Source organism: Pandoraea sp. PE-S2R-1, from assembly GCF_002179865.1.
GTDB lineage: Bacteria > Pseudomonadota > Gammaproteobacteria > Burkholderiales > Burkholderiaceae > Pandoraea.
The window spans coordinates 776,948-796,056 of record NZ_NGUR01000010.1; the positions used below are offsets into that span (position 1 = coordinate 776,948).

15 protein-coding genes and 1 pseudogene are annotated in these 19,109 nt (G+C 64.6%); 12 read left to right on the top strand and 4 right to left on the bottom strand.

Features of this window, described 5'->3' with window-relative positions; genetic code table 11:
- Window positions 1-35: 35 nt before the first annotated feature.
- Window positions 36-1,229 (bottom strand): CaiB/BaiF CoA-transferase family protein, encoded by a 1,194-nt coding sequence (locus CDV44_RS13950; protein ID WP_249277543.1) that lies wholly within the window; start codon window positions 1,227-1,229, stop codon window positions 36-38.
- Window positions 1,226-1,990, bottom strand: coding sequence for an enoyl-CoA hydratase/isomerase family protein (locus CDV44_RS13955; RefSeq protein WP_087688523.1), 765 nt, complete (start codon window positions 1,988-1,990; stop codon window positions 1,226-1,228). The genes CDV44_RS13950 and CDV44_RS13955 overlap by 4 nt, the downstream gene beginning before the upstream one ends.
- A gap of 248 nt (window positions 1,991-2,238) precedes the next feature.
- Between CDV44_RS13955 and CDV44_RS13960 the strand changes: the two genes are divergently transcribed.
- The 3 genes from CDV44_RS13960 (at window position 2,239) to CDV44_RS13970 (ending at window position 4,695) form a co-directional block, all read left to right on the top strand.
- Complete coding sequence (locus CDV44_RS13960) at window positions 2,239-3,177, top strand: hydroxymethylglutaryl-CoA lyase (RefSeq protein ID WP_087688524.1); 939 nt, start codon at window positions 2,239-2,241, stop codon at window positions 3,175-3,177.
- Complete coding sequence (locus tag CDV44_RS13965) at window positions 3,174-3,581, top strand: PaaI family thioesterase (protein ID WP_087688525.1); 408 nt, start codon at window positions 3,174-3,176, stop codon at window positions 3,579-3,581. The genes CDV44_RS13960 and CDV44_RS13965 overlap by 4 nt, the downstream gene beginning before the upstream one ends.
- A 61-nt stretch (window positions 3,582-3,642) precedes the next feature.
- Window positions 3,643-4,695: a porin gene (locus CDV44_RS13970; RefSeq protein ID WP_087688526.1), complete on the top strand. Its 1,053-nt coding sequence runs from the start codon at window positions 3,643-3,645 to the stop codon at window positions 4,693-4,695.
- A gap of 25 nt (window positions 4,696-4,720) precedes the next feature.
- Here CDV44_RS13970 and CDV44_RS13975 read toward each other — a convergent pair whose 3' ends face one another.
- Both CDV44_RS13975 and CDV44_RS13980 read right to left on the bottom strand, forming a co-directional pair.
- Window positions 4,721-6,004: a Zn-dependent hydrolase gene (locus CDV44_RS13975; protein WP_087688527.1), complete on the bottom strand. Its 1,284-nt coding sequence runs from the start codon at window positions 6,002-6,004 to the stop codon at window positions 4,721-4,723.
- Between the two features lie 19 nt (window positions 6,005-6,023).
- Window positions 6,024-7,379: a dihydroorotase family protein gene (locus CDV44_RS13980; RefSeq protein WP_087688528.1), complete on the bottom strand. Its 1,356-nt coding sequence runs from the start codon at window positions 7,377-7,379 to the stop codon at window positions 6,024-6,026.
- A gap of 112 nt (window positions 7,380-7,491) precedes the next feature.
- On the opposite strand from CDV44_RS13980, the gene CDV44_RS13985 reads away from it, so the two are divergent.
- The 9 genes and pseudogenes from CDV44_RS13985 (at window position 7,492) to CDV44_RS14025 (ending at window position 19,084) form a co-directional block, all read left to right on the top strand.
- Window positions 7,492-8,436: a LysR family transcriptional regulator gene (locus CDV44_RS13985; RefSeq protein ID WP_058379767.1), complete on the top strand. Its 945-nt coding sequence runs from the start codon at window positions 7,492-7,494 to the stop codon at window positions 8,434-8,436.
- Window positions 8,437-8,569: 133 nt separating this feature from the next.
- On the top strand, window positions 8,570-9,661 hold the full coding sequence (locus CDV44_RS13990; RefSeq protein WP_087688529.1) for a DUF917 domain-containing protein: 1,092 nt from the start codon (window positions 8,570-8,572) through the stop codon (window positions 9,659-9,661).
- Window positions 9,662-9,671: 10 nt separating this feature from the next.
- Entirely contained in the window at window positions 9,672-11,330 is a 1,659-nt protein-coding gene (locus CDV44_RS13995) for a urocanate hydratase (RefSeq protein ID WP_087688530.1), read from the top strand.
- 122 nt (window positions 11,331-11,452) lie between these two features.
- Entirely contained in the window at window positions 11,453-12,496 is a 1,044-nt protein-coding gene (locus CDV44_RS14000; protein ID WP_087688531.1) for a porin, read from the top strand.
- A gap of 1 nt (window position 12,497) precedes the next feature.
- A complete protein-coding gene (locus CDV44_RS14005; RefSeq protein ID WP_087688532.1) occupies window positions 12,498-13,946 on the top strand; it encodes a UbiD family decarboxylase in 1,449 nt (482 codons plus the stop codon).
- Between the two features lie 132 nt (window positions 13,947-14,078).
- A complete protein-coding gene (locus CDV44_RS14010; protein WP_087688533.1) occupies window positions 14,079-15,407 on the top strand; it encodes an MFS transporter in 1,329 nt (442 codons plus the stop codon).
- 120 nt (window positions 15,408-15,527) lie between these two features.
- A complete protein-coding gene (locus CDV44_RS14015; protein WP_249277544.1) occupies window positions 15,528-16,700 on the top strand; it encodes a CaiB/BaiF CoA-transferase family protein in 1,173 nt (390 codons plus the stop codon).
- A gap of 46 nt (window positions 16,701-16,746) precedes the next feature.
- Window positions 16,747-17,952, top strand: coding sequence for an acyl-CoA dehydrogenase family protein (locus CDV44_RS14020; RefSeq protein WP_087688534.1), 1,206 nt, complete (start codon window positions 16,747-16,749; stop codon window positions 17,950-17,952).
- A gap of 37 nt (window positions 17,953-17,989) precedes the next feature.
- Window positions 17,990-19,084, top strand: a pseudogene (locus CDV44_RS14025) (acyl-CoA dehydrogenase family protein).
- The last annotated feature ends 25 nt before the right edge of the window (window positions 19,085-19,109 follow it).

Consider the following 19,109-nt stretch of genomic DNA (forward strand, 5'->3'; position numbering starts at 1 on the left):
TTCGCGCGTGGCGATAGTCAAACGAAATGGCGAATTCAGATCGCGCCGTCACGGCGCAGCCCCGCGATTTTCTCGGGTGTGTAGCCAAGTCCGGCAAGCACCGGCTCGGTGTGCTCCCCCAGCAGCGGCGGGCGGCCGACTTCCGGATCGGCGAATCCATCGAATTTGAAGGGCACCGGCAGCGCACCGAATTTGCCCACGGTCGGGTGATCGAACTCGCCCACCATGCCGCGCGCCAGCACGTGCGGGTCGGCCAGCACCTCGTCGACATGCTGAATCGGGCCAGCGGGCACACCGGCGGCGTCGCAGGCATCGCACAGTTCGCGGCGCGCTCGCCCGGCGATAGCCTCACTCAGCGCCGCCATGACGCGTTCGCGATGCTCGACGCGGCCCGCATTGGTTGCCAGCGTCGAATCGGCACCCAGTTCGTCCAGCCCGAGCAGCTCACACAATGGCAGCCAGTGCTGATCGCTACAGGTGATATGCACGTAAGCCCCGTCGCTGCACGCGAACGTTGCCGACGGCACACGCCCCGGGTGCTCGGTCCCCAGACGCGGCGGCACTTCGCCCAATGCGAAGTAGCGGCCGGCAGCCAGCGTGAGCAGACTGACCTGACCGTCGAGCATCGAGAAGTCGACGTGACAGCCTGTGCCCGTCTGCGTGCGGCCTTGCAACGCGCTCAGAATCGCAATCGCGATCCACAATCCCGACGACAGATCGGCAATTGGCAGCCCCGGCTTGACCGGGCCGCCGCCACGCTCGCCCGTCAGACTCATCAGCCCGCCCATCGCCTGAAAGACGGTGTCGTAGCCCTTGCGTTTCGCATACGGGCCGGTCTGCCCGAAGCCGGTACACGAGACGTAAATCAGTTTGGGATGCGCGGCGCGCAGCGTTGCCTGATCGAGGCCGTAGCGCGCCAGCGTGCCCACGGGAAAGTTCTCGAGCACGATGTCGGCACGCGCAGCGAGATCGCGGATGATCTGGCGTCCCGCCTCGGTCTTCATATTGGCCGTGACCGATTGCTTGCTGCGATTGCACGCGAAGTAGTACGCCGACTCGTCACCGACTTTCGGCTCGAAGGTTCGCGTCTCGTCGCCGCTGCCCGGCTGTTCGATCTTGATGACCGTGGCCCCGAGCTCCGCCAGGATCATGTCCGCGAACGGGCAGGCCAGCACGCGCGCCAGTTCGAGAATGGTGACGCCCGCGAGCGGTTTCATCGGGCCGCTCATGACTGCTTCGGCGCAGGCTTGCGGAAGCTGCGCATCATCATGTTCGTGTCGAGCGAGACGTCAAACGCCTGCGTGAGCGGCAAGTCGACCACGCGATGGAACAGTCGCTTGGTGGCAGTCATGGCCACTGGATCGTAATCCGCAAGTCGCGCCGCGAGCGCCACCGCGTCGTCCACCAGCGTGGCATCGGGGCTGACGCGATTGGCAATGCCGAGCGCCATCGCCCGCGACGCGTCGACGGTGTCGCCCGTCGAGACCAGCTCGAAGGCCGTCTTGCGCCCAACTTGCCGCACCAGATTGGCCATCACGATGGCCGCCACGATGCCGTGCTTGAGCTCCGGGTAACCGAGCTTGAGGCTCTCGCCAACGACCAACAGGTCGCACGCCAGCGCCAGCCCCGCGCCGCCACCCATGGCATAGCCCTGCGCTGCGCCGACGACCGGCGTGCCGATCTCGGTGAACGCGCGGTGCAACGAGGTCGTCAGGTGCGCGCGTTTGAGCGCCGACTGCGCGGCGTCAGCATCGGTACCGCCCGCCACAAAGCCACCGAATTCCTTGACGTCGGCCCCCGCGCAGAAGCTCTGCCCGGCACCGGCCAGCACGATCGCGCCCACTGCGGGGTTCTGGTCGGCGTCTCGCAACGCATCGAGCAAACCCTGCGTGAGTTCGTTATTGAGCGCGTTGCGCTTGCCGGGACGGTTCATGGTGATCACGCGCACGGCGCCGCGATCTTCTACTAGCAACGATTCGGGAAGGGTCATGGATCGGGACATCGGGTTCATCGACAGAAGGTCATTCAGGTATGGCGCCCAGCCTAATCCACTAAACGTGACTTAGTCAAACAAAATAATCAACCATCGATCTTGAATCGCCAAACAACGCCATAAAACAAAACGAACAAACAACTCCATGCCGCCCATCGATTTATAAATTATTTGACATTGCATCACATTAGATGATTTCATGCGTGCCATCAGAACCCGATTTGGCGCGTTGCGCCGACGAGAACATGTCCGACATCACCCTGTGCGAATGCTTTGCCCGAGACGGCCTGCAACATGAGAGCGAATTCGTTGCGACCGAAACGAAGCGTGCGTTGATCGATCAGTTTGCGAAGGCCGGCTTTCGTCGCGTGGAAGCCACGTCCTACTCCAACCCGGCGGTCGTCCCGCAGTTCGCCGATGCCAGCGCGCTGCTCGCACAGTTGCCGCGTGTGGACGGCGTGCATTACAAGGCGACGTGTGCGAATACGCGCGCCGTCGAGCGCGCGTTGACCGATCTCGACGCCGGTTTCGGCGTGAACGAAATCAGCCTGCTCGTCTCGGCCAGCGACGCGCATTCCGAGCGCAATCTGAAACAGTCACGCGCCGATCAGTGGCAGCGCGTCGCCGAGATGGCCGCCGCAGCGCGAGGCCAGTTCCGGATGGTGGGCACGATCTCGGTCGCCTTCGGCTGCCCGTTCGAAGGGGCGATCGATCCGGCTCGCGTAATGGAAGACGTCGAGCGCTTCGCGGCACTCGGGGTGAAGTACGTCACGCTGGGCGACACCATCGGTGTCGCGACACAGGCGTCGACGAAAGCGCTGTTCGCGCAGATGCTTGCGGCCTTCCCTGACGTGCACGCGATTGCCCACTTCCACGACACGCGCGGCACCGGCATCGTCAATTACCTCGCGGCGCTTGACGCCGGGGTGACACATTTCGACGTAGCCTTCGGCGGCGTGGGCGGCCACCCCGCAAAGGTGCAATACGGCGGCGGCGTCACCGGCAACGTCTGCACCGAAGACTTCGTCAACGTGCTGGAAACCATGGGCGTAGTCACGGGTATCGATCTGAGCGCGATGATGGCCGCCTCGCAAGCCTGCGAGTCAGCGCTTGGCCGGCAACTCGCCAGCCGCGTGGCGCGCACCGGCCTCAACCCGCTGCTGAGCGTCGCCGCTGCGCAATGACACTGCCCGCCGCTACGCTGCGCATCGAGTCGCAGTTCTGCCTCGATCAAGGCTTTACGTTGGTCGAAGCGGGTGACGGCCGCGTCGTTCTGACTTGCGACGTCCTCCCGCGACACACCAACCGCCATGGCAACGCCCACGGCGGTCTGATCGCCACGCTGCTCGACACCGCGATGGGCATGGCCACCCGGGCAAGCGGTGCAGTCGACAACCTCGGCACCGCCAACCTGACGATCAACTACCTTCGCCCTGCACGCGGGCGCATCACGGCGCACGCGCAGGTGCGGCGCAGTGGCCGCACGCTCGCGTTCTGCGAGGCGCAGGTGCTGGACGACGACGGTCAGTGGCTTGCCACGGCCAGCGCCGTTTTTGCCATTGCGGTTCGTACCGCACCACCCAAGTAACCCCCCGCCTGACCCGCATCGCAACACGCCACACAACTAAAACATTCCGGAGACACCCTTCATGCCTTTCGCAACACGACGCCGCCTCGCGTACGCCGCGGCCTGCCTGTCACCCCTGATGCTCGCCCCTGTCAGCGCGCACGCCGATGTCACACTTTACGGCCTGATCGACAATGCCGTTCGCTACGAGACGAATGCCAACGCCAGCGCCTCACGCCAGTTCGGCGTCGCGCAGGGGTCGTTCACCGGGTCTCGTTTCGGCATCAAGGGCACGGAGCAGATCGCCCCGGATCTCGAATCGTTCTTCGTTCTGGAGAGCGGCTTCAACCTCGGCGACGGCACGTCGTTGCAAGGCACCAAAGCCGCCGGCTTCGGGCAGGACTCGTCGAACGGCGTCGGCCGGATGTTCGGTCGGCAGGCGTTTGTCGGCTTGCGTGGCAGCTACGGCGCGCTGTCGATCGGGCGGCAGTACAGCGTGGGCTATCAGGCCATGGGCGCTGCACAAATCTTCAACAATCCGAATCTCGACACGTTGATCGTGGCGAGCAACTACGTCGGCAGCCGGCTCGACAACACGGTGAAGTACACACTGGATGCGGGTGGTTTTTCGCTGGGCACGGCTTACACGTTCGGCAACGCGGCCGGCAACGGGCATGCGAATTCCGGCGTGGGCGTGACGGCCGGCTATACCGCTGGCAGCGTCAACGGCACGCTGCTCTACCAGCGCCTGACTTCGGCCGACGGCACGCAGTCACGCAACACGTACGGCTTCTCGACCGGTGCGGCGTTCGGTCAGTGGCGAGCCACGGCGGGCTATTTGCACAGCCTGTTGAGTGAAGTGGAAACGCGCAACGACGTGATGCTGCTCGGCCTGAGCTACAACCCGATCCCCGCACTCACCCTCGGCGTGGGCGGCTTCGTCGACTGGCAGGCGCAGCCGGGCGGCAAACGCACTGCCGTCTATGGCATGGCGGACTATCAGCTGAGCAAACGCACCGACGTGTATCTGGAAGTCGACCGCAACAACATCAGCGGCCGGTACACACTCATCGCCTCGCAAGGCACCTACGGCAGCAAGGTAGGTGTCTCGCTCGGCATTCGTCATACGTTCTGACGGAGATTGGAGGAAGGCGGGACCGCTAGGCGGCGAGTGTTTCGTCCAGTTCGCGAATCGTCTGGAACAGCACGCGAGTCCCGTCGAGCAACTGCTCGGGTTCGATCCATTCCTCCGGGCAGTGACTGCGACCGTTCAGGCAGGGAATGAAGATCATGCCGATCGGGCCGGTCGGCGCCACATAGACGGCGTCATGACCGGCACCGCTCGGCAAGCGCATCGACGGGTAGCCCAGACGCTGCGAGGCGCGCTCCACCGCGTCCATGACCACCGGCATGCAGTCGGTCGGCTTCGAGCGGCTCAACGGCGTGCTGGTGCACTTCACACGCAGCGCGACGAGATCCGCCGCCACGGCTTCGAGTACCTGCTCGGGGAATCCGGCCAGTACGTCGTCGTTGTCGCTGCGCACCTCGAGCACCAGATCGACACTCCCCGGCACCGCGTTGGGCACGTTCGGCGTCATGGCGATACGGCCCACGGTGGCCACCACATAGTGCGGATTGCCGCTGAGTTCGCTCGCCAGTCGATGGGCAGCGTCGATGATGCGTGCGGCCCCGACGAGCGCATCGCAGCGAATGTCCATCGGCGTCGTGCCTGCGTGATCGGGTCGGCCATGCACGACGAGTTGCACGCGGCGAATGCCGACGATGTTCGTCACCACACCGATCGGCAGCCCACGCGATTCCAGCACGGGGCCCTGTTCGATATGCAGCTCCACGAACGCGGCCGTCTCGCCCGCACGGCGCAGCGGCTTCGATAACCGTTCAGGGTCGCCGCCGACACGGCGCATGCCGTCGGCCAGCGTCTCGCCCTCGGCATTGCGCGCGGCGAGCATCTCGGCGGACAGCACGCCCGAGAGCGCACGGCTGCCCACGCAGGAGATCCCGTAATCGCTCGGCTCTTCCGAGAGGAAATCGATCACCTCAAACGGGTGCGCCAGCGTGATGCCTTGTTCCTTGAGTGTATGGGCAACTTCAATCCCCGCGAGCACGCCGATGATGCCGTCGAAGCGCCCGCCGCCCACCACCGTGTCGCAATGCGAGCCGGTCACCAGCGGCGCCTTCGAGGCATCGCGCCCGGGCATGCGTCCGATCAGATTGCCCCCCTCGTCCTGATGCACGTCAAGGCCGGCCGCCTCCATCTCGTGACGCAGCCACGCGCGCGCTTCGAGAAACAGCGGCGAAAACGCGCGGCGCGTCCATGGCACGTCCGGGCGCGTGAACTTGGCGAGCGTTTCCACGCGGTCCCAAAGCCGCTTTGCATTGAGCGGCGGCATAGGGACGATGGCGTCCTGATTCGTTGTCGACATAGATTCGTTTCCCCGTCGTTCAACGCAGTCGCGGACGCAGGAACCGCCCGTCGCCCTGCTGATTGACAATGCCCTTCCCGTCGAACACCTGCTGCCCACGGCACCACGTCCCGGTCACACGCACGGTGAACTCGCGGTCTTCGAACGAACTCCAGCGCACGGCCGACAGGCTCGTCGACGGGTCGTAGGCGTAGCGTTCCGGACGAAGGACCACGACATCGGCATCGGCACCCACGTTGAACGTGCCTTTGCGGTCATCGAGCAGGAAGTGTTGCGCCGGGTTACGGCACAACTGCTTGACCACCATCGTCGGCGAAATGCCATGTTCCTCGCAGCCGGTCCAGAACGCGGGCAACAACGTCTCCAGCCCCGGCCCCCCCGACGAATTGCGAAACACGTTGGGATTCTCCTTGCGCTCCAGCCCCCAGCTCACGTGATCGGACGACACGAACGTGCATTCGCCCGCAGCGATGTGCGTCCAGAGCAGGTCGACTTCAGCCTTCGGGCGAATGGGCGGATAGTGTTTGGTCTTCGCCCCGAAGCGGCGTGTGTGTTCTTCGTGATTGAGCATCAGGTACTGCACGCACGTCTCGATGCTTGCCTGATGACCCGCGCGGCGGTACATATTGCAGATCTCGAAACCACGCGAGGTCGACACGTGCACCGCGTGCGCACGTGCTCCCGTCTCGGCGCCGATCTCGTAGATCAATGCCGTCGCGAGGTTCTCGATCAGCGGTGGGTGGGCGCGCAGGAAGGCATCCCAACCGGTATCGCCCGCCTCGATCAGGCGCGCAACGTTCTTGCGCGTGAGGTCCTGCATCTGGTTGTGCACGCCGCACACGATGCCCGACGGCGCGATGCGACGGAAGGCTTCATACAGCATGTCTTCCTCGACGCGCGGAAAACGCCCCGGCGTCGCTTCGAACGTCGAGAACTTGAACGCGCACACGCCGCCTTCGATCAGCCCGGCCGCCGCATCGAGTCCATGCGTGTCGTTGAGCGTGCCGAACAACGCCACATCCACATGGCAGTCACGCTCCACTTCCGCAATCTTGGCGTCGAGTTGCGCGCGCGAGGCCACGGGTTCCGGATCGTCGTAGGGCATGTCGACCATCACGGTCACGCCGCCGGCCGCCGCCGCGCGTGAGGCCATACCGAGCCCTTCCTGATCGCGCTGACTGCCCGAATGCACTTGGCCATCGACCACGCCCGGCATCACCCACTGCCCGCGCGCATCGATCACTTCTTTTGCCGACGGTGCCGTGCCTTGGCCGCGTGCGGCGATCTTGCCATCGCGCACTGCAAGCCAGCCGTCCACCACGATTGCGTCGGCATCGACCAGATTGCCGCGCATCACCCAATCAAAATCGCTCATCGTTTGTCCGCGTTATTCCAGCGTGTTGAAAAGTTATGCGCCAGTGTAATGAGTGGTCCGGCCAAACGTCTTATGCTTAAATATGCGCACCAATTAACAAAAAGTTAAGGGTATGAAACTCAACCTGCGGCAGATCGAGGTCTTCCGGGCCATCATGCTGAGCGGATCGATCAGCGGGGCATCGAAGCTTTTGTTCGTGTCCCAACCGGCCGTCAGCCGCCTGATTTCCTATACCGAGCAACGGCTCGGCTTCACGCTTTTCGAGCGCATCAAGGGGCGGCTTTACCCGACGCCCGAGGCGCGGCGCCTCTTTACCGAGGTCACCACGCTCTATCAAAGCGTGCAGCGCGTGAACGAGGTGGCCGAGAATTTGGCGGAGAACCGCGACGGGCAACTGCGCCTGTCGTGCAGCCCCAGCCTCGGGCAGTCGCTGCTGCCGCGTGCCATCGCCGCGTTTCGCCGCCGCTATCCGGAAGTGCGCGTCGTGTTGCAAACGCTGATCCCGAGTGTGATGCTGCAATCGCTGCTCAGTCAGCAGGTCGAGCTGGGCGTGGCGTATATGCCGGTCGATCACCCGAGTCTCGCGACGATCCCGCTGTACGAAAACAAGATCGTCGCGGCCCTGCCCTCCGACCATCCGCTCAGCACCCGCGAGAGCGTGACGATGGCCGAGCTCGCCAAAGAGCCGCTCATCGGCTACAGCCCCGACATTCCGTTCGGGATGCTGACCCGCAACATGTTCGGCGGCCCCGACCAGCAGCCAGAACCGGTCGTGGAAGTGCAGCAGGCGCACGTGGCCTGTGCGCTGGTGCAGGCCTCCGCCGGCGTGGCGCTGGTCGACGAAATGACCGTGAAGGGCCCCGTCTGGACCGACGTCGTGACGGTGCCGATCGTCGACACCGTCAATGTGCCGGTCAACGTGTTCCATCTTCAACTGGAGCCGATGTCGCGGCTCGCGCAGGAATTCGTGCGCGTGCTGCGTGCCCTCGACGCCGGCTGGCGGCCGCGCCATACCGGTAATCCCAAGAAAAACGACGAGCACGAGCCCACCGACTGACGTCCCGCGCACCCTTAACATGAAGTTATATGGTGCGTATAAATGACGCGACGACATTATCCGGGTGCTTTCTCATAATCTCCTCGACGCAACGCGCTTTGGGCGTTGCCAATGAACGAGGAGAGCAATTCGGATGGGACGCGTATTGACGTTGAAGGATGTCGAAGCCGCCGTGCTGGGCGGTTCGGTGTTTGCGTGCGGCGGCGGCGGCTGGGCAGAACATGGCCGCCAGCTCGGCACGCTGGCCGTCACCCTTGGCCGCCCGGAACTGGTGACGATGGATGAAGTGCCGGACGACGCGTGGATCGCCACGGCCGCTGCCATCGGCGCCCCCGGCGGGCTCACCGACTGGGAGATGCTCGGCATCGACTACGTGAAGGCCGCGCAGCGCGTGCAGGACGCGTTGGGTGAATCGCTATACGGCCTCATCATCGGGCAGAACGGTATGTCGAGCACGCTCAACGCGTGGCTGCCCTCGGCCGTGCTCGGCACCAAAGTCATCGACGCCGTTGGCGACGTGCGTGCGCATCCTACCGGCGACATGGGATCACTGGGGCTGGCCAATTCGCCCGCCCCGATGATCCAGAGCGCCGTCGGCGGCAACCGCGCCAACAACGCCTATATCGAACTGACGGTGCACGGCGCCACGGCCAAAGTCTCGCCCGTGCTACGCAAGGCCGCCGACATGGCGGGCGGCTTCATCGCCAGTTGCCGCAACCCGATTCGTGCCGAATACGTGCGCCGCCACGCGGCACTCGGCGGCATCAGCATGGCGCTCTCGCTGGGCGAGGCGATCCTCGCCGCGCAGCCCAAGGGCGGCGCCGCCGTGATCGACGCGATCTGCAAAGCGACGCGCGGCAGCCTTATCGGCACCGGAAAAGTCGCGCGCAACTCGCTGGCCTACACGCAGGAAGCCTTCGACATCGGCACGGTCGAGATCGGCGAAGGCCCGAACCGGCGCGTCATTCATGTGATGAACGAGCACATGGCCGTCACCGACGCGCACGGCGAGCGCATTGCCTGCTACCCCGACGTCATCACCACGCTCGACACCGACGGCAACCCCGTGTCCGCCGGCAAGCTGCGCGAGGGCATGGAGGTCGTGATTCTGCACGTGCACAAGGGGGAGATTCCGCTCTCGTCGAGCGTGCGCGACCCGTCGGTCTACCCCGTGGTCGAGAAAGCACTCGGCATGAACTTCACCGATTACGCACTGGCGAGCTGAGGGCACCCGCATGAAACGAGAATTCCCGATTCCGCACGGCACCACCCTGCGCTGCAAGGGCTGGCGTCAGGAAGCGCTGCTGCGCCTGCTGGAAAACGTGCTTGCCGTGGGCGAAGATCCCGACAACCTGATCGTGTATGCGGCGATGGGCCGTGCCGCGCGCGACTGGCCGTCGCATGACGCCATGGTGCGGGCGCTGCTCACGCTCGAAGACGATCAGACGCTGATCGTGCAGTCGGGCAAGCCCATCGGCGTGCTGCAAACGCATGACCGCGCGCCGATCGTCATCATGGCCAACTGCAATATGGTCGGCCAATGGGCGCGCGCCGAAAACTTCTACCGCTGGGAGAAAGAGAACCTGATTTGCTGGGGCGGCCTGACCGCCGGTGACTGGCAATACATTGGCTCGCAAGGCGTGATTCAGGGCACTTACGAAATCTTCTCGCGCATTGCCGAGCGGCATTTCGACGGCGACCTGCGTGGCCGCTTCATTCTCACTGCCGGTATGGGCGGCATGGGCGGCGCGCAACCGCTCGCAGGCCGCTTGGCCAACGCAGCCATCCTGACCGTCGAGATCAACCCCGAGCGCATCGAGAAGCGTATGAAAGCGGGCTATCTCGAATGCCGCGCCGACAATCTCGATCACGCCCTCACGCTGATTCGCGACGCACAGGCACGACGTGCGCCGATCTCGGTCGGCTTGCTCGGCAACGCGGCCGACGTGTTCTCCGAAATCCTCGCGCGCGGCATCGTGCCCGATATCGTCACCGACCAGACCTCGGCACACGACCTCGTCTACGGCTATGTGCCGTCCGGCTACACGCTCGGGCAGGTGGCCGAACTGCGCAAGACCGACCCCGACACGCTCATGCGCGAGAGCCGGGCGTCCATCGTGCGCCACGTCACTGCCATGCTGGGTTTTCAGGACAAGGGTGCCGTGGTGTTCGACAACGGCAATCTGATCCGCACGCATGCCAAGGAAGGCGGCGTGGCCCGGGCGTTCGACATCCCGGTGTTCACTGAAGCGTTCCTGCGCCCGCTGTTCGCCCGCGGCATCGGGCCGTTCCGCTGGATTGCGCTGTCGGGCGACCCGGACGATATCCGCAAAATCGACGACTTCCTGCTCCGGCGTTTCGCCGACAACCAGATCGTCGCGAACTGGATTCGCCTCGCCCGCGAGTACGTGCCGTTCGAAGGCCTGCCCGCCCGCATCGGCTGGCTGGGGCACGGCGAACGCACCGAGCTGGCGCTGGAGGTCAACCGGATGGTGCGTGACGGGGAACTGAGCGCACCGATCGCCTTCACGCGCGATCACCTCGATGCGGGCGCCATGGCGCATCCGAACATCATGACGGAGAACATGCGCGACGGCTCCGATGCCATTGCCGACTGGCCCCTGCTCAACGCCATGCTCAACTGCGCGTCGAGCGCCGATCTGGTCGCGATTCACTCGGGCGGTGGCGGCTACAGCGGCTACATGACCAGTGCGGGCGTCACGGTCGTCGCCGATGGCACGCCGCAGGCCGACGACCGCCTGCGCCTGTCGATGACCAACGACACGGCCAGCGGGGTGCTGCGCTATGCCGATGCCGGTTACGAAGAAGCGCTCGATGAAGTCGGATTGAAGGGCATCGGCCGCATCGACACCGCGTCAACTTCGCAGCCATGACCACAACGGCGGACTGACGCGATCTCGCTAGCGGTCAGCACCCGCCCCGGCCCCCCGCGAGGGGCGCGATAACCATCTTCCATCCCTACGAGTATTTAATTAATAGTACTAATCATAAACTCATGAAAAAAATCAAACATTGGTGGATCGGGGCGGGCGTGGCACTTGCCACAGCGGGAGCGAGCCAGATCGCTGCTGCGCAGTCGAACGTGTCGTTGTACGGGGTAGTCGACGTCTACGCCGCCGCCCAGAAAGCCCTTGGCAAAGAGCGCGCGTGGAACGTGAGCCCGGGCGGCATGGCGACCAGCTTCTGGGGCATCGGCGGGCGTGAGGATCTGGGCAACGGCTACGCGGCCGTCTTCGCCCTCGAAGCGTTCTTCCAACCGAACAACGGCGGCACGGGCCGGTTTGCCGGCGACACCTTCTTCGGACGCAATGCTTATGTCGGCCTGTCGACGCCGGCAGGCGCGTTCCTGCTCGGGCGCAACACCACGCCGTACTACGTCTCGGCGTTGCGCTTCAATCCGTTCTCGACCTCGTTCGCCTTCTCGCCGGTGCTCAACCACATGTACAAGGGCGTTTCGGGTCAGGGGCTGGCTGGCGACAACGGCTGGAACAACTCGTTGCTCTACACGACGCCGGGCGGCAGCGACTGGCAGGCGAGCCTGATTTACGGCACGGGCAACAAGGCCGGCGCACAGGGGCAGAACCAGTGGGGCGGCAACGCCATTTACGCGCATGGTCCGTTCTCGGCGACGGTGGCGTATCAGCAAGTGCGCTACGACAAGACACCGGGCGACCTGAACACGCAAATCGCCGGGTTCAACTTGCAGTCGGGGGTCATGGCTGCCGTGGGTTACGACTTTTCGGTGGTCAAGATCACCGCGCTCTATCAATACCTGCACGACGGCATCGACAGCGGCGACCTGAATACCCACAGCGGGCAAATTGGCGCGTCCGTGCCGATCGGCAACGGCGCCCTGCTCGCCTCGTGGATGTACGCCAAGAGCCACGGCCGGGGCGACCCGATCCGCTCGACGTGGTCGGTAGGCTACGACTACCGCCTCTCTAAACGCACGGACCTTTACGCCGCCTATATGCAAGATCGCGCGACCGGTTACTCCAGTGGCAACACGGCCGGTGTCGGCATGCGGATGGCCTTCTGATATGTCCCCACTTCATGCCCCGGCAGCAGCGACCAGCTCGACCGATCGCAACCCCGATGACGCGCAGTCGATGCGCCCGTTTATCGCGGCACTCGCACAACGCGGTGAATTGTTGCGCGTCGGCGAACCCGTTGATCCGCAGTTCGAAATCTCCGCATGGCTCGCGCAGTTGGCCGAAGGGCCTGCTGTGCAGTTCGACAACGTGACCGGTCACGCGCAGCCGGCCATCGGCAATCTGCTGAACTCGGTAGAGCGCATTGCGCTGGGCCTCGGTATCTCGCGTACCGACATGCAACAGCGCATCGTCTCGGCCATCGAGCACGGCATTGCGCCGCAACGGGTGACACACGGCGCCTGTCAGGAAACCGTGATCCACACGCCGGACCTGCGGCGTGAGGTCCCCGCGCCGCTGTTCTTCCCGGGTGAAACCGGGCCGTACATCACGGCCGGCGTCATCTTCACTCGCGACAGCCGCACCGGCAAAGGCAATGTGTCGTTTGCGCGCGTGAAGCTGCTCGACGGCAACCGGGGCATGGTCGGCATCGCGCCCAATCATCACCTTGCGGTCATGGCGCGCGAGGCCAAGGCACGCGGGGAGACCTTGCCGATTGCAGTAACGGTCGGCAACCACCCTGCCGTGCTGATCGCCGCCGCGCTGTATCTGCGTCTGGGCGACGACGAACTCGACTGCGCCGGTGCGCTGCTGGGTGAACCGGTTCGCACGGTTGCCTGCAAGACCATCCCGCTGGATGTGCCCGCCGCCTGCGAGTGGGTGCTGGAAGGCACGCTCGATATCGACGAGCAGCACGACGAAAAGCTCGTCTCGGAATTTCACGGCATGTACGAGCCGTATGGCAGCGGCCCGGTGGCGACGTTTCATTGCCTGACCCGCCGCCACGACGCGCTTATCCAGATCATCGAGCCGGGCTATTACCCGGAGCACACGTTGATCGGTGGCGTCGCCATCGCTGCGGGGCTCGCTCGCACGCTGCGCGCCGTCGCGATTCCCGTGCGCGAGGTGGCCGTCGGCCACGGCGGTTGCGGTCGCCTGAACGCCGTCGTGAGCCTGAGCACCCATCGGGCAGGTGATGCCCAGAAAGCGATGTTCGCGCTGTGGGGCAGCGTCAACCTGATCAAGAACATCACGGTCGTCGACGACGACGTCGATCCGTGGAACGCCTCGCAAGTCGAATGGGCCGTTGCAACGCGCATGCGGCCCGACCGCGACATGCTGGTGATTCCCGGCGGACGCACCGACCGGTCCGAGCCGATCAAGCAGGACGGTGTGGCCACCAAACTCGGGCTGAACGCGACACGCAGGGCATGCGACCGCCCCGACTGGACGCGTGCGGTGCCGCCGCCCGATGTGATGGAGACGGTTGCGCAACGGATTGCCGCGCACCTCGACGCAGACCGCCTTGGCGCCGGTCAGCCCACAGCCAACCGGTAGCCAACCCTTAACGTGGTGTTATGTCTTTCGAATATTAAGTCGCACGACGTCATCCCCGAACTTCCCTAGCATCCTGATTATCCCGGCGGCGCAAGCGCTTTGCCGGAACGACATCCGCCTGGAGACCCTTACATGAAAGACGTGCTTATCGACCCGGCTGCCGAGCCCGTGCCGCGCGCCCACCCCAAACAGGGGAATGCCGGCCGCCGCGCCATCATCGCCGCGTCGGCCGGTAACGCGCTGGAGTGGTATGACTTCACGATCTACGCACTCTTTGCCGTCTATATCGGGCAGAACTTCTTTCACGACAGCAACCCGACTGTGCAACTGATGGGGTCGTTTCTCGCCTTCGGTCTCGGGTATGTCGCCCGCCCGCTGGGCGCGCTGCTGATCGGCTCATATGGCGACCGCAAGGGCCGCAAGGCCGCGCTCACGCTCACGATCATGCTGATGGCGTTCGGCACACTGCTCATCGCCATTGCGCCGCCCTACACGGCCATCGGCGTGGGTGCGCCGCTGCTCATCGTGTGCGGCCGCGTGCTTCAGGGCTTCTCCGCCGGTGGTGAGGTCGGCAGCGCGACCGCGTTTCTTGCCGAACACGCCCCGGCCGACAAGAAAGGCCAGTATGCGTCGTGGCTGCAAGCCAGCATGGGCATCTGCAACATCTTCGGCGCGCTGGTGGCAACGCTCGTCACGACGGTGTTCACGCAGGATCAGATCACTGAATGGGCCTGGCGCATTCCGTTCATCATCGGGCTGGCGATTGCGCCGGTTGGCCTGTGGATGCGCAAGGCGCTCGACGAAACGCCGCACTTCAAGCTCGAAGCCCAACGCATGAAGCAACAGGGCGAGGTCAAGAAGACCCCGTTGCTTCAGGTACTGCGCGAGCATCCGGCGCAACTGCTGATCGGTTTCGGTCTCTCGGTGCTGTGGGCTGCCGGACCGTACGCACTGATCATCTTTATGCCGATCTACGTGCAGAAGTCGATGGGCTTCACCAGCTCACAAGCGTTTCTCGCGGCATTCATCGGCAACTTCTTCCTGACGGCAGGCTGCGTGTTGTCGGGCACGCTCTCCGACAAGTTCGGCCGCCGCACGATGCTGCGTCTCGGCGCGGTCGCACTGCTCGTCGGTGTGTACCCGCTGATGATGTGGCTCGGTGCATCGCACACGACGCTCACGCTGGTCATCGTGCAGTCGGCTTTCTGCGCCATGATCTCGCTGTTCGTCGGTGTGGCGCCCGCCGCACTCTCCGAGATCTTCCCGACGGCCGTGCGCTCCTCGGGCATGTCGCTGTCGTATAACGCGGCCGTCACGCTGCTCGGCGGCTTTGCCCCGGCCATTCTCACGTGGATTACCTACACCACGGGCGTCGCATTCGCACCGGCCTTGTACGTGATGGGCGCAGCGGTCGTGACGCTCGTCGCCGTAGCCTTCATGCCGTCGCGCCGTGCCGACTAAGCGCTGATCTGGCGCTGATCGGGCGCCGACCACAATCGACGCATCAGACGCGTCAGGCGCATCCCCGGTGACCACCCGGGCGATGCGCCGCTTCACTTCTCACAAGACAGGGAGTCCGACATGCAGGCTGGCATGCTGCAAGGCGTTCGCATTCTCGATTTCACGCGGGTACTGGCCGGGCCGTATTGCACCGCCATGCTGGCCGATCTCGGTGCGGAGGTCATCAAGGTAGAGCCTCCGGCGGGTGACGACCAGCGCTACATGGGACGGATGGTTCAGGGCGAGAGCGCCAACTTCGTGCTGAACAATCGCGGCAAGCAGAGCCTTCGGCTCGATCTCAAGCATCCCGACGGGCAGCAACTCGCCCAGCGGCTCGCGCAAGTCTGCGATGTCGTCGTCGAGAACTTCAAACCGGGTGTGGCCGCGCGTCTCGGCATCGGTTACGCGCAACTTGCCGCGCTCAACCCAAAGCTCGTTTATTGCAGCATTTCGGGTTTCGGTCAGCAGGGGAGCAACGCCGGACGCCCGTCCTACGACGTCGTCGCGCAAGCCATGAGCGGCATCATGAGCGTGACCGGCGAACCCGACGGCGCCCCCACGATGGTGGGCGAATCGATCGGCGACATCTGCGCCGGGCTGTACGCCTCGTGGGCCATCATGGCCGCGATGTTTGCGCGCGAACGCACCGGCAGCGGACGGTATATCGATGTCGCGATGCTCGACTCGCTGATTGCCATTCAACCCACGGCACTCTCGCAATTCCTGTTCGGCGGCAAGGTGCCTGCACGTGTTGGCAACCGACACCCCATGAGTTCCCCGTTCGGGGCCTACGAGGCTCGCGACGGCCATCTCGTCATCGCCGCCGCCAACGACAAGCTCTTCCACGCCGTGGCCCTGCTGATCGGTGCACCCGAGCTGTGCACCGATCCACGCTTCATCACCGACACGTCGCGCAGCCAGCACGATCACGAACTGCGGGTGCACATCGAACGGTGGTCGAAGACGCAGCGCGTGGCGGATGCCGTCGATGCGCTAACGCGCGCCGGTGTGCCCGCCGCCCCCATTCAGGACATTGCGCAAGCGATCGAGGGCAGCCACGTCGTCGCCGATGTCACCCACCCGGTGCTCGGTGCGAGTCAGGTGATGCGCCAGCCCGTGCAGTTCTCGGGTGAGCCTCAAGCCGACGCGTCGCCAGCGCCGATGCTCGGCCAGCACACCGACGACGTGCTCGCGCGCGTGCTTGGCCTGTCGGCCGACGCCATCGCACAACTGCACCGGGACAACGTCGTCTAGCGCGACGCGGTGCCGCCGTACCCGATAACACCAAGGAGACCCCATCGTGGACATGCGTTTCAGTCCCGAGGAAGAACAGTTTCGTCTCGACGTCCGGGACTTCCTCACTCGTCATCTGCCGCAAGACATCCGCCTGAAGGTCGAGCACGGCAAGCGCCTGCACAAGCAGGACTACGTGCGCTGGCAGGACATTCTGCGCACCAAGGGCTGGTATGCCGTGAACTGGCCCGAGGCCTTCGGCGGCCCGGGCTGGAGCCCAGCGCAGAAGTATCTCTTCGCGCAGGAGTACGGGGCGTTGCCCTGCCCGCCGCTCGTGCAGTTCGGCGTCAACATGGTCGGCCCGGTGATCTACACCTACGGCAACGACGAGCAGAAGCGGCGGTTTCTGCCGCGCATTCTGGCCAATCAGGACTGGTGGTGTCAGGGCTATTCGGAACCCGGTTCGGGCTCCGATCTCGCCTCGCTCAAGACGAGTGCAGTGCGCGATGGCGACCATTACGTTGTGAACGGTTCGAAGATCTGGACCACGTGGGCACAGTGGGCCGACTGGATGTTCGCGCTTGTGCGCACGAGTCACGAGGCACGGCCGCAGCAAGGCATCTCGTTCCTGCTGATCGACATGAAGTCGCCGGGCATCACGGTGCGGCCGATCCGCCTGCTCGACGGCGACGCCGAGGTCAACGAGGTGTTCTTCGACAACGTGCGCGTGCCCGTGTCGCAACGCGTCGGCGATGAAGGCGTCGGCTGGTCGTACGGCAAGTTCCTGCTCGAACACGAACGCTTCGTGATATCCGGCGTGGCGCGCTCGCGGCGGCTGCTCGGTCAACTTGAAACCCTTGCGCGCGATCGCACCGATGGCACCGATGGCACCGGCAACAGTCTGTGGGCCAGTCAAGCGATTCGCCTTCGTTTCACCGATCTGCAAACGCAACTGCGCGTGCTGGAACTGACCGAGTTGCGCTTTCTCAGCGCGATGAACGCGGGTCAAAGCCCGGGCGTGGCCGCTTCCATCCTGAAGATTCGCGGCACCGAAATCGAGCAGGCGATCAGCGAGCTCGCACTGGAATGCATGGCGCTCGACACCACCGCATTCGACGAGGCGTTTCTCGATGGCCAGCACGATGCGTCGGTGACTGCCGAAGGTGCGGCGGCCGCAGGTCCGGCGTACTTCAATCTGCGCAAAGTCTCGATCTGGGGCGGGTCCAACGAAATCCAGCGCAATGTGCTGGCCAAGCAGGTATTGGGATTGTGAGCGCGCCATGAACTTCTCGACAAATGAACTGCAACGCATGCTGCAAGACAGCGCGCTTGACTTCGCACGTGCTCACGGTGACTACGAGCGCCGCCGCAAGCTCATCGCCAGCCCCGCCGGGTTTAGCGAAGACGACTGGCGCCTGATGGCGGAACTGGGCTGGTTCGCCGTGTTGCTGCCCGAGGCCATGGGCGGCATCGGCGGCGGGCCGGTCGAAGCCATGTTGATTACCGAAGCGCTCGGCCAGTCGCTTGCCACTGAACCGTTCTTGTCTACGGGGGTGCTCGGGGCACGCGCGATCAGTGCGCATGGCACGTCAACGCAGCAGGAAAACCACTTGCCGGGCATCGCCGAAGGCAAGCTGCGCACCGCGTTCGCATATTACGAACAGGGTGCGCAGCAGAACCGGTATTGGTCGCAGCTGTCACTCGATGCGGCGACAGGCGGCTGGGTTCTGCAAGGCAACAAGCACATGGTTTTCGACGGCCCCTCAGCCGATCTCTTCATCGTCGTGGCGCGCAGCGCAGGCGCGGCGCACGAACGCGACGGGCTCACGGTGCTGCTGGTGCCCGCCGATGCGCCGGGTCTCACTCAGCGCGCTTTCACACGTCTTGACGGTGGCCGGGCGTGTCATCTGTCATTCAATCAGGTCGTACTCCGTCAGGAGAGCGTGCTGGGTGAGCCCGGGCGTGGAGCCGAGGTGATCGACGATCTGTTCGGCTGGGGCATTGCTGCGCTGTGCGGTGAGGCGATGGGGGCAATGCAGGTGTTGCACGATGCCACGCTCGATTACCTCAAGACGCGTCAGCAATTCGGCCGGCCCATCGGCAGCTTTCAGGCCCTCGCGCATCGTCAGGTCGATATGTACGCGGCGCTGTAGCAGACACGCTCCATCGCGCTGGCCGTCAACATGGCGATGGCGGACGATCTGCCCGAAGCGTCACGCCTGCAATCGATGGCGAAGGTGCAACTTGGGCGGGCGGCCAGCATCGTCGGTCAGGGCGCGATTCAACTGCATGGCGGCATCGGCATGACGGAGGAGTTGAACGTGGGGGCGTACTTCAAGCGGCTGAGCGTCATGAACGCGCAATTCGGCACCGCCGAGCATCATCTTGCGCGTCTGGCTGAGTGAGCTTTTGGGCGACTGAGGGAGCCGC

Excerpts from the sequence above, each read along its gene's own strand:
- CDV44_RS13960 (WP_087688524.1), top strand. The coding sequence starts at position 2,239 with ATGTCCGACATCACCCTGTGCGAATGCTTTGCCCGAGACGGCCTGCAA.
- CDV44_RS13950 (WP_249277543.1), bottom strand. The coding sequence starts at position 1,229 with ATGAGCGGCCCGATGAAACCGCTCGCGGGCGTCACCATTCTCGAACTG.
- CDV44_RS13990 (WP_087688529.1), top strand. The coding sequence starts at position 8,570 with ATGGGACGCGTATTGACGTTGAAGGATGTCGAAGCCGCCGTGCTGGGC.
- CDV44_RS14010 (WP_087688533.1), top strand. The coding sequence starts at position 14,079 with ATGAAAGACGTGCTTATCGACCCGGCTGCCGAGCCCGTGCCGCGCGCC.
- CDV44_RS13975 (WP_087688527.1), bottom strand. The coding sequence starts at position 6,004 with ATGTCGACAACGAATCAGGACGCCATCGTCCCTATGCCGCCGCTCAAT.
- CDV44_RS14015 (WP_249277544.1), top strand. The coding sequence starts at position 15,528 with ATGCAGGCTGGCATGCTGCAAGGCGTTCGCATTCTCGATTTCACGCGG.
- CDV44_RS14000 (WP_087688531.1), top strand. The coding sequence starts at position 11,453 with ATGAAAAAAATCAAACATTGGTGGATCGGGGCGGGCGTGGCACTTGCC.
- CDV44_RS13980 (WP_087688528.1), bottom strand. The coding sequence starts at position 7,379 with ATGAGCGATTTTGATTGGGTGATGCGCGGCAATCTGGTCGATGCCGAC.
- CDV44_RS13965 (WP_087688525.1), top strand. The coding sequence starts at position 3,174 with ATGACACTGCCCGCCGCTACGCTGCGCATCGAGTCGCAGTTCTGCCTC.
- CDV44_RS13955 (WP_087688523.1), bottom strand. The coding sequence starts at position 1,990 with ATGACCCTTCCCGAATCGTTGCTAGTAGAAGATCGCGGCGCCGTGCGC.
- CDV44_RS13985 (WP_058379767.1), top strand. The coding sequence starts at position 7,492 with ATGAAACTCAACCTGCGGCAGATCGAGGTCTTCCGGGCCATCATGCTG.
- CDV44_RS14005 (WP_087688532.1), top strand. The coding sequence starts at position 12,498 with ATGTCCCCACTTCATGCCCCGGCAGCAGCGACCAGCTCGACCGATCGC.
- CDV44_RS13995 (WP_087688530.1), top strand. The coding sequence starts at position 9,672 with ATGAAACGAGAATTCCCGATTCCGCACGGCACCACCCTGCGCTGCAAG.
- CDV44_RS13970 (WP_087688526.1), top strand. The coding sequence starts at position 3,643 with ATGCCTTTCGCAACACGACGCCGCCTCGCGTACGCCGCGGCCTGCCTG.